This is a genomic window from Sphingomonas sp., from assembly GCF_031380695.1.
Taxonomy (GTDB): domain Bacteria; phylum Pseudomonadota; class Alphaproteobacteria; order Sphingomonadales; family Sphingomonadaceae; genus Sphingomicrobium.
Map to the genome: position 1 here is coordinate 1 of NZ_JANMWY010000121.1, position 13287 is coordinate 13287.

Annotated in this window: 14 protein-coding genes; 10 read left to right on the plus strand and 4 right to left on the minus strand. The window is 65.4% G+C overall.

The annotated features are described in order from the left end of the window. Nucleotides 1-78: 78 nt before the first annotated feature. Entirely contained in the window at nucleotides 79-1038 is a 960-nt protein-coding gene (gene ispH / locus RMN84_RS04410) for a 4-hydroxy-3-methylbut-2-enyl diphosphate reductase (RefSeq protein ID WP_309611002.1), read from the plus strand. Continuing rightward, the gene (rnhA, locus tag RMN84_RS04415; protein WP_309610989.1) at nucleotides 1031-1513 is read left to right on the plus strand and encodes a ribonuclease HI; all 483 of its coding nucleotides are present in this window, start codon (nucleotides 1031-1033) and stop codon (nucleotides 1511-1513) included. The genes ispH and rnhA overlap by 8 nt, the downstream gene beginning before the upstream one ends. On the opposite strand, the gene RMN84_RS04420 is transcribed toward rnhA, so the two are convergent. After that, entirely contained in the window at nucleotides 1483-2592 is a 1110-nt protein-coding gene (locus RMN84_RS04420; RefSeq protein WP_309610990.1) for an FAD-binding oxidoreductase, read from the minus strand. The genes rnhA and RMN84_RS04420 overlap by 31 nt on opposite strands. Before the next feature lie 49 nt (nucleotides 2593-2641). Here RMN84_RS04420 and RMN84_RS04425 point away from each other — a divergent pair, with 49 nt between their 5' ends. From RMN84_RS04425 to RMN84_RS04460, 8 genes are all read left to right on the plus strand, one after another. Then, nucleotides 2642-3112: a prepilin peptidase gene (locus tag RMN84_RS04425; RefSeq protein ID WP_309610991.1), complete on the plus strand. Its 471-nt coding sequence runs from the start codon at nucleotides 2642-2644 to the stop codon at nucleotides 3110-3112. A gap of 45 nt (nucleotides 3113-3157) precedes the next feature. After that, nucleotides 3158-4171, plus strand: coding sequence for a Flp pilus assembly protein CpaB (gene cpaB, locus RMN84_RS04430; protein ID WP_309610992.1), 1014 nt, complete (start codon nucleotides 3158-3160; stop codon nucleotides 4169-4171). A 1-nt stretch (nucleotide 4172) separates the two neighbouring features. After that, nucleotides 4173-5663 (plus strand): type II and III secretion system protein family protein, encoded by a 1491-nt coding sequence (locus tag RMN84_RS04435; RefSeq protein WP_309610993.1) that lies wholly within the window; start codon nucleotides 4173-4175, stop codon nucleotides 5661-5663. Nucleotides 5664-5686: 23 nt separating this feature from the next. Next, nucleotides 5687-6325, plus strand: a complete 639-nt coding sequence (locus tag RMN84_RS04440) for a CpaD family pilus assembly protein (RefSeq protein WP_309610994.1) — start codon at nucleotides 5687-5689, stop codon at nucleotides 6323-6325. 3 nt (nucleotides 6326-6328) lie between these two features. Further along, nucleotides 6329-7591 carry a pilus assembly protein CpaE gene (locus tag RMN84_RS04445; protein ID WP_309610995.1) on the plus strand — a complete coding sequence of 421 codons (1263 nt, stop codon included), beginning with the start codon at nucleotides 6329-6331 and terminating at the stop codon, nucleotides 7589-7591. A gap of 73 nt (nucleotides 7592-7664) precedes the next feature. Further along, nucleotides 7665-8636, plus strand: a complete 972-nt coding sequence (locus tag RMN84_RS04450) for a type II secretion system F family protein (protein ID WP_309610996.1) — start codon at nucleotides 7665-7667, stop codon at nucleotides 8634-8636. A 13-nt stretch (nucleotides 8637-8649) separates the two neighbouring features. Then, nucleotides 8650-9642, plus strand: a complete 993-nt coding sequence (locus RMN84_RS04455; RefSeq protein ID WP_309610997.1) for a type II secretion system F family protein — start codon at nucleotides 8650-8652, stop codon at nucleotides 9640-9642. Nucleotides 9643-9789: 147 nt separating this feature from the next. Continuing rightward, nucleotides 9790-10230, plus strand: a complete 441-nt coding sequence (locus RMN84_RS04460) for a hypothetical protein (protein WP_309610998.1) — start codon at nucleotides 9790-9792, stop codon at nucleotides 10228-10230. A 2-nt stretch (nucleotides 10231-10232) separates the two neighbouring features. Here RMN84_RS04460 and glyS read toward each other — a convergent pair whose 3' ends face one another. The 3 genes from glyS to RMN84_RS04475 form a co-directional block, all read right to left on the minus strand. Then, the gene (gene glyS, locus RMN84_RS04465) at nucleotides 10233-12482 is read right to left on the minus strand and encodes a glycine--tRNA ligase subunit beta (protein WP_309610999.1); all 2250 of its coding nucleotides are present in this window, start codon (nucleotides 12480-12482) and stop codon (nucleotides 10233-10235) included. After that, nucleotides 12482-12931: a DUF559 domain-containing protein gene (locus RMN84_RS04470; RefSeq protein WP_309611000.1), complete on the minus strand. Its 450-nt coding sequence runs from the start codon at nucleotides 12929-12931 to the stop codon at nucleotides 12482-12484. Before RMN84_RS04470 ends, glyS begins: the two co-directional genes overlap by 1 nt. Continuing rightward, nucleotides 12928-13287: glycine--tRNA ligase subunit alpha (locus RMN84_RS04475; RefSeq protein ID WP_309611001.1), on the minus strand; the 360-nt coding region annotated here is incomplete at its 5' end. The genes RMN84_RS04470 and RMN84_RS04475, both read right to left, overlap by 4 nt.

Consider the following 13287-nt stretch of genomic DNA (forward strand, 5'->3'; position numbering starts at 1 on the left):
TTCCTTACACTCGGCTTGATCGCGCCGTTCATAGGAAGCGCCTTGGCTGGCTGCAAGCAATCGCTTACATCGCCCGCCATGTCCCCTCCCCCTTCCGACGCTCGCCCGCCGCTGACCGTACTGATCGCCGCACCGCGCGGATTTTGTGCCGGTGTCGATCGCGCGATCAAGATCGTCGAATTGGCGATCGAGCAGAACGGCGCCCCGGTCTATGTTCGCCACGAAATCGTCCACAACAAGTTCGTCGTCGACCGGCTCGCCGGGATGGGCGCGGTGTTTGTCGACGAGCTGGACGACGTGCCCGACGGCCGCCCGGTGGTCTTCTCCGCCCACGGCGTGCCCAAATCCGTTCCGGCGGCGGCCGAGCAACGCGGTCTCGCCTATCTCGACGCGACCTGCCCGCTGGTAAGCAAGGTCCACCGCCAGGCACAGCGGCTGATCGAGACCGGGCGCCAGATCCTTTTCATTGGCCACGCCGGCCATCCCGAGGTGATCGGCACCTTCGGCCAGGTTCCGGTGGGCTCAATGACGCTGATCCAATCGGTCGAGGACGTCGCCGAACTTACGGTCGCGGATGACGAAAATCTGTCGTTCCTCACTCAGACGACGCTGTCGGTCGACGACACGGCGGCAATCGTCGCGGCACTGATGGCGCGCTTCCCGACGATCAAGGCACCGCGCGGCGAGGATATTTGCTACGCTACTTCCAACCGCCAGGCGGCAGTCAAGGAGATCGCCCCGCGCTGCGAACGGATGCTGGTCATCGGCGCGCCCAACAGCAGCAATTCGCTCCGCCTGGCTGAAGTCGCCCAGCGGCTCGGGACGCCGTCGCGACTGGTGCAGCGGGCGAGCGAGATCGACTGGGACTGGTTCGGGACGCCCGCGACCATCGGCCTCACTGCTGGCGCGTCGGCGCCCGAACTGCTGGTCCGCGAAGTCATCGCGGCGCTGGCCGAGCGCTTTACCGTGACCGAGCACGAGCTGGCGCACGTGCCGGAGGGCCAGGTGTTCAAACTGCCGCGTGAACTCGTTGGCTGAGGGTACCGGGTCCGGCGAACTGCCGCAGGTCGACATCTTCACCGACGGGGCGTGCAAGGGCAATCCCGGTCCGGGCGGCTGGGGCGTCCTGATCCGCGCGGGCGCGCGTGAGAAGGAATTGTCGGGCGGCGAAGCGCTGACCACGAATAATCGCATGGAGCTGCTCGCCGCGATCGAGGGCCTCAACGCGCTGACCAAGCCCTGCCGAGTCAGCCTTGTCACCGACAGCATCTATGTCCGCGATGGCATCACCAAGTGGATCCACGGCTGGCGCAAGAATGGCTGGCGCACCGCCGACCGCAAGCCGGTCAAGAATGCCGAGCTGTGGCAGGCCCTTGTCACTGCCGCCGAACCCCATCGGGTCGAATGGAAATGGGTCAAGGGCCATAGCGGCCACGCCGAAAACGACCGGGTCGACGAACTCGCTTGTGCCGCTGCCGAGGCTCAGCGCGGGGCGAAGCGCGCCGGGCTGTAGATCGCCGCGTCGAACCCCACGACCATCGGGTCGGGCTCGCGCCCCAGCAACCCCGCCGCCGCCAACTTCGCCGCCGCCGGCGCGGTCTGGATCCCGAACCCGCCCTGCCCCGCGAACCAGAAAAATCCCGGCGCGGCAACGTCATAGCCGATGACCGGCAGGCGATCCGGGGCAAAGCTCCGCAAGCCCGCCCAGCTCCGCTCGACCCGTTCGACCGGCCAGTCGACCGCCTTCTCGAACCGGTCGATCGCGACGGCGATATCGATTTCCTCGGGCTGCGCGTCGCACGCCTCGGTCGCGATTTCGTCGTGCGGGCTGACCCACACGCTGCGGTCGCCCTCGCCCTTGAAATAGAAGGAGCCGGCGGCGTCGCTGACCTGCGGCAGGCGCGACAGGCCGGAGTGGCCAACTCGAAGCTGGACCATCGTCCGCCGCTTCGGAGCGATGCCGAGCGGCGCGACTTCGCATGCCGTGGCAACGGGATCGGCCCAGGCCCCTGCTGCATTTACCAGCGTATCCGCTGTCACCGAGAGACCGTCCTCGATCATAACCGTCCACCATTCGCCCCCTCGATGCGCGGAGGCCAGCCGTGCGTCGGCCCACAGGGTGCCGCCTCGGCGCCGGTACTGGCGCAGATAAGCGGCATGAAGCCCGGCGACGTCGATATCGGCGCAGCCCGGCTCGCTCCGCGCCTGAACCCAGCGCGGCGAAATTCCGGGGATCGCCGCTTCAAGCTCGGCTCGCGACATCGCCAAGGTTTCGACCGATGCGGGCAGGAATGCGAAGGCATCGACGTGGCCGGTCGAATCGACGTGGATCGTCCCGCGCGGACTGAGGAAGCCCGACTCGGCGAACTCGACCGGGGGATTGGCCAGGAAATCCTTCGAAGCGGTGGACAGCGGCGCTACCCCGGCCCCGCCATAGCTCTCCAGCCAGAATGCCGCCGACCGCCCGGTCGAATGCATTCCCGGATACGATTCGGCCTCGATCAGCAGAACGCGCGCTTCGCCCGCGACCTCCGCGCCCAGGCTCGCTCCGGCGATCCCGCCGCCGACGATAACGATGTCGAAATGGTCCATGCCGGACGCGGTTACGGTTTGGAAAGCCGCGCCGTCTAGAGGCGATTCGATGAACCCGCTTTTTCCCGACTTGCTGACCGCCATTCTCGCCCTGCTGCTGGTCGTCGCTGCGGTGGTCGATATCCGTACCTTCACCATCTCGAATCGGCTGGTGATCGCGGTCGCGCTGCTGGCACCGCTGTTCTGGCTGGCGGCAAGTATCCCGCTATGGCCCGACGCCGGCTATCGCGTCGCCATCGCGGCGGCGGTCTTCGCCGGCCTTGCCGCGACCTTCTACCTCGGCATGATGGGCGGCGGCGACGTCAAGCTCGCCGCCGCCCTCGCCCTGTGGTTCTCACCGTTGACCACGGTCAAGTTCCTGGTGCTGATGTCGATTGCCGGCGGCGCGCTGACGCTGATCGTGATCGTCGCCCACAAAATCCGGTCCCGTGAGGGCCGGCCGGAGATTCCATACGGGGTCGCCATCGCTTTCGGCGGCTTATGGTTAGTCGCCCAACGGTTTCTTAACCATTTTGCCTGATGTCTGCAGTCATTGAGGGCACCCTCTAGGGGAGGCGTATTCGCCATGGACGTGAAGAAAGTTGCGCTACTGATCGGAGCGCTGGTCATTGCGGTGGTCACCGCGGTCATGGCCAAGAATATGTTTACCGGAGCCGGCACGCAGCAGGCTGCGGCAGCTCCTGCGGTCCCGATGGGTCCCAAGGTGCTGGTGGCGCGCAAGCCACTGCCGGTCGGGTCGATGATCGACGCCGACAGCCTCACCTACCAGGCCTGGCCCAAGGAGCTCGTCCAGGGCGCCTATTATACGCAGGGCGGGATCGATGGCGATCCGCTCAAGATGGTCGGCATGGTCGTCCGCAACCCGGTCACCGCCGGTCAGCCGATCACGCGCGGCACGCTGGTCGGCCCCAATGACCGCGGCTTCCTCGCCGCGGCGCTCGGGCCGGGCATGCGCGCCGTCACCGTCTCCGTCTCGGCCACCAGCGGCGTCGCCGGCTTCGTCTTCCCGGGCGACCGGGTCGACATGATGCTGACCCAGGGCGTCGAAGGCGGCGGCGTTGGTCCGCAGCTCAAGGTCACCGAGACGATCGTCCGCAACATCCGCGTCCTCGCCACCGATCAGCGCATCGAACAGGGCAAGGACAAGGACGGCAAGGTCATCGCCATCCCGTCGCAGACGGTCACGCTGGAAGCGACCCCGCGCATCGCCGAGAAGATCGCCGTTGCCACGTCGCTCGGCCAGATGTCGCTCGCACTCCGCTCGATCGCCGACAACACCGCCGAACTCGAGCGCGCTGTCGCCTCGGGTCAGGTCAAGGTCCCGGCCGGCACCGCGCCGGGCCAGGAACGCCAGATGCTGCTCGCCGTGGCGAACCAGCCGATGGACAACAACACCACCTTCGTCACCGGCGGCGACGTGTCGCGCTTCCAGCGCCGCACGGTTCCGGCCAAGCCGATCGCTCCGACCGCCATGGCCTCGGCCAATGGCGCGATGGGCGGCGTCGTCGCGCCGACCGGCCCTGTCGTCCGCGTGTCGCGCGGCAATACTGTCACCGTCGTTCCTGTGGGGGCTCGTTAAGATGACCATCAATCGTAGCACGCGTCAGCCGCGCCTGGGCACTGCCCTTGTCGCGCTGGCCATCGGCCTCGGCAGCCTTGCCGTCGCCACCCCCGCCGCGGCGATGCCGAAAGCCGGCACCTACCGCCCCTCGGGCCGGGTCACGCTAAGCGTCGGCCAGGGCCAGCTGGTCACCCTGCCGGCCACCGTCGCCGACGTTTGGACCTCCAACTCTGATGTTGCCGACGTCTATGTCAGCAATTCCAAGCAGATCCACTTGTTCGGCAAGGCATTCGGCGAAGCGACCGTGATCGCGACGGCGGCCAATGGCTCGGTGGTCTATGCCACCAACGTCATGGTCAGCCAGAACATCAACTCGGTCGACGACATGCTGAAGGCCGCAATGCCCGACAGCGACATTCACGTGCAGACGGTTGGCCAGATGGCCGTGATCAACGGCACCGTCGCCTCGCCGGCAGACAGCGCCCAGGCGCAGGCGCTCGTCACGGCGCTGCTCAATCCCGGCGTCGACACGAGCGCTGCGGGCGCGATGCTCAAGATCGTGCCGGTAAATCGCCTGAAGGCGGCGACGCCGTTGCAGGTGACGCTCAAGGTGCGCATCGCCGAAGTCAACCGCAGCTTCCTGAAGCAGATCGGCGTCAATTTGCTTAGCCAGGACAATACTGGGGGAACGAAATTCGGGATCGGCCAGGGCAATCCTGGGACCATTGGTTCAGGTGGCGCTTCCGGCGTGTTCAATTCGATCGCCGGCGGAACATCGCTCGGTATCGCGGGCAAATTGTTCGGGCTCAACCTGCTCGGCACGCTCGATCTCGCCGAGAACGACGGCCTCGTCACGACGCTGGCCGAACCCAACCTGACCGCGCTTTCGGGCGAAACCGCCAGCTTCCTTGCGGGTGGTGAATTCCCCATCCCGGTGTCGCAGTCGCTCGGCTCGGTATCGATCGAGTATAAGCAATACGGCGTCGGCTTGGCCTTCACGCCGATCGTGCTGGGCGACGGCCGCATTTCGATGCGGGTCCGTCCTGAAGTCAGTCAGCTGTCGACCGAAGGCGCGATCAAGCTCAACGGCTTCGACGTTCCGGCTATCACCACCCGGCGAGCGGAAACGACGGTCGAGCTCGGCTCGGGCCAGAGCTTCATGATCGCCGGACTGCTCAATAATTCGAACACCAACAGCATTCAGAAGGCGCCGTTCCTCGGCGACCTGCCGATCCTCGGCGCGCTGTTTCGCTCGACCAGCTATCGCAAGTCGCAGACCGAGCTGGTGATCATTGTCACGCCGTACCTGGTGCGGCCGGTGTCGGGACAGCTCGCGACCCCGATCAAGGGTTATCGCGCTCCAACCGACGGCCAGCTGTTTCTCGAAGGGGCGCTAAACGACGGCCAATCGGGACCGCGCACTGCGGTGCCGGTGGCCCGTCCGGGGCTGAGCGTCGGCGTCGCGGGGGCCTCGACCATCGCCGCCCCCGTTCCAGGCTTCAGCAAGTGATCCCGCTCAGGAAGGACAAGATCATGCGTCATTCTCTCTTGATCCTGGTGGCAGCGACCTCGCTGTCCGCCTGTGGCACGGTCGCCCAGAAGACCGACGTCACCCGCGGACTCGAATCGGTCAACGTGCCGGTCGTCACCCGTCAGGACTTCGCCTTCGATGCCCCTGCCCCCGACGGCTATTTGCCGAACGAGCAAAGGGCTCGCCTCGACGGCTGGTTTCAGGGCCTCGATCTCAACTATGGCGACAGCGTCTATGTCGAGGGCCCGAGTGCCGCGGTAGCACGGGGCGATGTCGCCCGGCTCGCCGGCCGCTATGGCATGCTGGTCAGCGAAGGCGGCCCGGTGCTCGCCGGCGACGTCCCGCCAGGAACAGTCCGGGTGGTCGTCACCCGCGCTCGCGCCAGCGTCCCCAATTGCCCCAATTGGGACGATGCCGGGAAGCCGACCAACTACAACAACCGCACCGCCTCCAACTTCGGTTGCGGCGTGAACGCCAACCTCGCCGCGATGGTCGCCAATCCGGAAGACCTGATCCACGGCCGCGAAGGCAGCGGTGTCGGCGACGTGCAGACGTCCGCCAAGGCCGTCGGCATGTACCGCACCACCAAACCGACGGGGGCCGGTGGCCTTCAGGACATCACGACGAAGAAGGGCAACTAGGCCATGAATGCTCCCTTCCAGAACCGCGTGGGAACTCGCGATCCGTTCACCGCCTTCGTCTGCGACGACGCCACGGCCGACATGCTGCGGCCGGTCGCGGTCGAACACGGCTGGTCGCCCGAAAAGGTCAACAAGGGCGGGCTGCGCAACGCGGTCCAGTCCCTTTCGGTTTCGGCCAGTCCGAACATCCTGTTCGTTGACCTGTCCGAATCGGGCGACCCGCTCAACGACATCAACGCGCTCGCCGAAGTGTGCGAGCCCGGCACGATCGTCATCGCCTCGGGCCAGGTCAACGATGTCCGCCTCTATCGCGACCTCGTCGCCAGCGGCATCCACGACTATCTGCTCAAGCCCTTCACGGTCGACCAGCTGCGCGACACCTTCTCGCACGCCCAGTCGATCCTGTCGGGACCGCGCGGCGAAGCCCAGGTCGACAAGCCCCACGTCATGACCGCCGTGATCGGCGTTCGCGGCGGCGTCGGCGCCTCGACCCTGGCGACCAGCCTCGCCTGGATGCTCGGTGAGAAGGCCAACCGTTCGACCGCTCTGCTCGACCTCGACGTCCACTTCGGCACCGGCGCCCTGGCGCTCGACCTGGAGCCGGGCCGCGGCCTGACTGACGCGATCGAGAATCCGAGCCGGATCGACGGACTGTTCATCGAACGCGCCATGGTGCGGGCGAACGAGCGGCTGTCGGTGCTGTCGGCCGAAGCGCCGATCAACTCGCCGCTGGTCACCGACGGCACCGCCTTCTTCCAGCTCCAGGAAGAAATGCGCAACGCCTTCGAATCGACCGTGATCGACCTGCCGCGGCAGATGCTGATCCAGTATCCGCACATGGTCCATGATGCCCATGTCGCGGTCGTCGTGGCCGAACTCACCCTGGCGGCAACGCGCGACACGATCCGCATCCTCGCCTGGCTCAAGTCGAACGCACCGCAGACCAAGGTCATCGTCATCGCCAACGGCGTGCCGTCGGGCGGCGCGCTCGAAATCAGCAAGAAGGATTTCGAGCAGTCGATTGAACGTCAAGTCGACATCGTCTTCCCCGAAGACGGCAAGCTGGCGGCGCAGGCGGCCAAGCTGGGCAAGCCCATGGCCGAAGTCGCCAGCGGCAAGATGGCCGCGCCGTTCACCCAGCTGTCGAACATGGTCTTGAGCCATGCCAGCGAGGACGGTTCGATCAGCCAGGCGAAGGGCGCGACGATCGAAAAGGCGTCGCTGGTCGGCAATCTGAAGTCGATGCTCGCAAAGAAAGCAGCCTGATTAACCTGAACGGACGGCGGGCCGGGCCTCACGCCCTGCCCGCCCTCCATCCTCGAGACGGGACGGCACGACAATGATGCTGATGATCATGCTGGTGGTGGGACTGGGCGGGACGATGCTCCTGCTGTTCAGCGCCTTCCAGGGCCCGTCCGCGTCCAAGGCGGTCAAGCGCCGCATGGAGCTGCTCAAGGAGCGCCATGCCGACGGCGTGCTGGCGGCCAACGCCAACGCCCAGATCCGCAAGCTGATGCAAGCCCGTGAGAGCCGCGTCGAGAGCATGGCGTCGAGCCTGATCCCCAAGCCGGCCTTGCTGCGCAAGCGGCTCGACCAGACCGGGCGCCAGATCACGCTGGGCAAATATGCGATGACATCGATCGGCTTGGGCATTGCCATCGCCGTCTTGCTCATGATGAAGGGCCTGCCCTGGTATCTCGCGCTCGTGCTCGGCCTGTTCGTCGCGCTGGGCGTGCCGCACTTCGTCATCGGCAAGATGATCAAGCGCCTGATCAAGAAGTTCAATTCCAACTTCCCCGACGCGATCGAGCTTATGGTCCGCGGCCTTCGCTCGGGCCTGCCCATTACCGAGACGCTGGGCATCGTTGCCAACGAAATGTCGGGGCCGGTCGGGATCGAATTCCGTGGCGTTTCCGACAAGATGAAAATCGGTCGCACGATGGAGGCCGCGCTTCAGGAAACGGCGGATCGGCTCGGCACCGCCGAATTCCAGTTCTTCGTGATCACCCTGGCGATCCAGCGCGAAACCGGCGGCAACCTCGCCGAGACGCTGTCGAACCTTGCCGACGTGCTCCGCAAGCGCGCCCAGATGGTCCTCAAGATCCGCGCGATGAGCTCGGAATCAAAGGCTTCGGCGATGATCGTCGGATCGCTACCGTTCATCGTCTTCACGCTCGTCTACATGATCAACCCCCATTACATGGGCAAGTTTTTCGAAGATCAGCGGCTGATCGTGGCCGGTCTCGGCGGCATGTGCTGGATGAGCATCGGGGTGTTCATCATGGCCAAGATGGTCAACTTCGAGATTTGATGGGGCGAATGTCATGAATTCCACCGTTCACCCCACGCTGCTCGGCGTCGATATCATCTGGTTTGCGACCATCCTGGCCGCAGTCGCGACGATGGCGGTGCTGGTCGCCATCTATGCCGCGACGACCGTGCGCGATCCGATGGCGCGCCGCGTCAAGGCGCTCAACGAGCGGCGCGAGCAACTTAAGGCGGTCATCGTCGCCTCGACCAACAAGCGCAAGAAGCTGAGCAACAAGAACGAGGCGGCGGACCGCGTCCGCTCGCTCCTCGGCAGCTTCAAGATGCTGCAGGACGACCAGATCAAGAAGGCTCAGGTGCGCCTCATGCAGGCCGGTATCCGAACCAAGGATCTCGCCTTCTTCATTATCTTCGCGCGCTTCGTCCTGCCGGTCGTGCTCGGCGGCACCGCGATCATCGCCGTCTATGTCTTCCACGCGTTCCCGCAGTGGGGCTGGTTCAAGCATTACATGCTCGTCGCCGGCGCGCTGGTCGGCAGCTACAAGGCGCCCGACATCTGGCTGTCGAACAAGGTCAAGAAGCGCAGCCACGCGGTCCGCAAGGGCCTGCCCGACGCGCTCGACCTGCTCGTAATCTGTGCTGAGGCCGGTCTCACCGTCGACGCCGCGTTCAACCGCGTCGCCAAGGAACTCGGCAAGGCCTACCCCGAGCTTGGCGACGAATTCGGCCTGACCGCGATCGAGCTGGGCTTCCTCAACGAGCGCCGCCAGGCGTTCGAGAACCTCGCCACGCGCGTCGATCTCGAAGCGGTTCGCGGCGTCGTCACGACGATGATCCAGACCGAGAAATACGGTACGCCGCTCGCCTCCGCGCTGCGCGTGCTGTCGGCCGAATTCCGCAACGAGCGCATGATGCGCGCCGAGGAAAAGGCCGCCCGCCTGCCCGCGATCATGACCATCCCGCTGATCATGTTCATTCTGCCGACGCTGTTCGTCGTCATTCTCGGCCCGGCTGCCTGTTCGATCAACGACAGCTTCATCAACGGCTGATGCCTCGCAAGAGGGTCGCCTGAAGCGTCACCGGACCGCCGCTCCTTTCCAGTGAAGGGGCGGCGGTTTTCGTTTCGCACCCGGCCTGAGGGAACGCTTGAGGCTGCCGCGCGCTTTACCCCCAACAGCATTCCGGGGAAGCGCACCATGCTCAATTTCACCAGCGACCAATGGGTCATCGTCGGTCTCGTCTTCCTGCTCGGCCTGCTGGTCGGCGGATTTCTCTTCTCGGGCGGCGGCCGCAAGTGGAAGCAACGCTATAACAGCGAAGTCAGCCGCCGCCGCGAACTCGAACAGACCCACGCCGATCGCGAGAGCCAGTGGCGCGACCAGGAAAAAGCGCACCTCGCCGAACTCAAAGCGCGCGACAAGGCGATCGCGGCCGCGCCGGTCGCGGTTGCGCCGGCGGTGGCTGATCGCGCGGTGACAGACCGCAGCATCGTCAGCGACCGCCGCGACACCAACAACGATGGCATCGTCGACACCGAGGAGGCCCTGCGCGCCAATCGCCCGGCCGGTTTCATGGACCGTGTCCTCGGCCGCGAGCGCGACGTCGACGGCGACGGCATCCCCGACCGCAAGGAGTAAGGTCAGCCCTCGATCTTCGAGAAATCCGCGACCCGGTGAACCGCGTCGCGAAACCGGGCGAGTAGAGTGAGCCGCCGCGCGCGGATGGCGGGCTCTGGGTCGTTGACCGTCACCTTCTCGAAAAACGCATCGATCGGAGTCCGCAGAGACGCGAGCGCCGTCATTGCGGCGGTGAACTCTTCGGCTTCGATAGCAGCTTCGGCGCGCGGCTCGGCCGCATCGAGCGCAGCAACCAGCGCAGCCTCTTCAACCGCAATTCCACCGTCATCCCGGGCTTTACCCGGTATCCCGCTACCCTGTTCCTTCTTCAAAATATTCGCCGCCCGCTTGTACCCCGCGAGCAAATCCGCCCCCTCCCCCGTCTCGACAAACCCCTGCAACGCCGTCACGCGCGCCAGCAGCCGGACGAGATCATCCTCCCCGCCCAGCGCGAACACCGCATCGATGAGGTCATGACGGACACCGGCATCGCGTTGCTGGACCTTGAGGCGGTCGGCGAAGAAGTACCGAACCCGTTCCAAGCCGTCGGCACTTTCGGGCCAGACGTAGCCAGCCGCACTAGCCCAGTTTCGATATACTGCCTCAATGTCGAAACGTAGATTACTTGAGGTTTGAAGCGACAAAATGCTCAACGTCGAACGCCTTAGCGCAAAAGGATCCTTCGATCCGGTCGGCGTCTCGTCAATAGCGAAGAAGCTGAATACACTATCCAGCTTATCGGCCAGACTCACCGCTACCGTCACCGGCGCGGTCGGCACCTCATCCCCATGCCCAATCGGCTTGTAATGATCGCGGATCGCGTCGCTGACCGCCTTGGGCTCGCCCTGCGCTTCGGCCAGATAGCCGCCGATCACTCCCTGCAATTCGGGGAATTCCCCGACCATCCCGGTAACGAGATCGGCCTTGCATAGCCGCGCCGCGCGTTCCGCGAGCGAGGCTAGATCCTCCCCCGCAGGGGGAGGGGGACCATCCGCAGGATGGTGGAGGGGCGGTGCAACAGGAGTTGCTCTCGTGTCGCGAGGCCCCTCCACCATCGGCTGCGCCGACGGTTCCCCTCCCCCTCCGGGGGAGGACCCAACGATCCCCTCTTCGCACAACCACCGCGCCAGTTTCGCCACTCGCTCGACCTTGTCGGCCACCGTCCCCAGTTTTTCGTGGAACACGATCCCGCTCAGCTTCGCCGCCTGCTCCTGCAGCGGCACCTTCAAATCCTGCTCCCAGAAGAACCGCGCATCGGAGAATCGCGCCGCCAGCACCCGCCGGTTGCCCTCGACGATCGCCGCCCCGCCGTCGTTCGCGGCAATATTCGCCGTGCACACGAGCGCCGGGGCGAGCCCGCCATCCTCACGCACACAGGCAAAATATTTCTGGTTGGTGCGCATCGTCAGCACGATCACTTCGCGCGGCACGTCGAGATAATCGGGGTCGAATTGCCCCAGCAACGGCACCGGCCATTCGGTCAGCCCGGCATTCTCGACCACCAGCCCCTCGTCCTCGACCAGCGTCAGCCCCGCCGCCTTCGCCGCCGCCCGCGCCCCGTCGCGCACAATCGCCTCACGCTCCTCATGATCGACGATCACATGGCAGGCGCGCAGCTTCGCGGCATAGTCCGACGCCCCGCCGATGGTGATCGGCCCGGGATGGTGAAAACGATGCCCCAGCGTCGTCGCGCCAGAGACTATTCCGCTTTCAATCAGCTTGAGGTTTACCTCGCCGTCTGCCTTTTCCCAAACTTGGACATAGTCTAGTCTGACCGGCACGATCTCATCGCCTAGCAACGCCACGATCGAATGCAGCGGCCGCACCCAGCGCAGCGCGCTCATGCTCGCCGACGCCGCGCCCCAGCGCATCGACTTGGGCCACGGAAAATCGTGCACGATCGCGGCAATCGCCTCGCCCAGCACATCGACCGCCGAGCGCCCCGGCCGATCGATCACCGCGAACCACACCCCGTCGCGCTCTTCCAGATCGCCTTGCGTCAGCCCGGTCTTGCGTAAAAACCCCTCGAGCGCCTGCGCCGGTGCCGACGACCGCGGCCCCTTTAATTCCTCGCGCACCGCCACCGTCTCGGCGGCCACCCCACGCGCGATCAACGCCAGCCGCCGCGGCGTCGACCAGGTCGTTATGCCCGCATGCGCCAGCCCGGCCTTGTCGAGCGCGTCCGCAAAAAGCCGCGCCAGATCATTGCGCGCCTTCGCCTGCATCCGCGCCGGGATTTCCTCGGACAGAAGCTCGAGCAGGAAGTCGGTCATCATTCCTCCCCCGCAGGGGGACGGGGACCATCCGCAGGATGGTGGAGGGGCGTCCCCACGCGCGCCATGATTGCGTCAATAACCCCGGCCAAATTCGTCATGACGTCGACCGCTGACACTCTCAAAATCGAATATCCATTCTCGATCATGAACCGATCACGACCCGCGTCATATTCAGGGCGACGGCCGTGGCCGTGGCCATCGCCATCGACTTCAATCACCAGCCGCGCCGAACTGACGTAGAAGTCTCCGGCATAATCGCCGATCGGGTGCTGGCGACGGACCTTGAACCCAAGCTTCTGTCCACGCAGCTGGTTCCACAGCATGACTTCGGGCAGGCTCATTTCGCGGCGCAGTTTGCGGGCACGCAACGTCGCCGGGCGGTGTGCGCGTGGCGACGCCCCTCCACCAGCTTCGCTGGTCCCCCTCCCCGTGCCGGGGAGGATCATGATTGGTACCCCTTGGCTTCCATCCATGCCGCGCAGGCGCCCTTCGCCAGGTCGCGAACCCGCCCAATATAGGCCGCCCGCTCGGCGACCGAGATGACGCCGCGCGCTTGGAGCGTGTTGAACACATGACTCGCCTTGATCGCCTGCTCATAGGCCGCTATCGGCAGCTTCGCGGTCAGGCAATTCTCGGCCTCGGCGGCCGCCTTGCGGAACTGGTCGAACAGCGCCTCGGTGTTCGCCACCTCGAAATGCCACGTCGACATCTGCTTCTCATTGTCGAGAAACACCTCGCCGTAAGTCACGCCCGCGTCGTTGAAGCGCAGGTCGAACACATTATCGACCCCCTGGATATACAT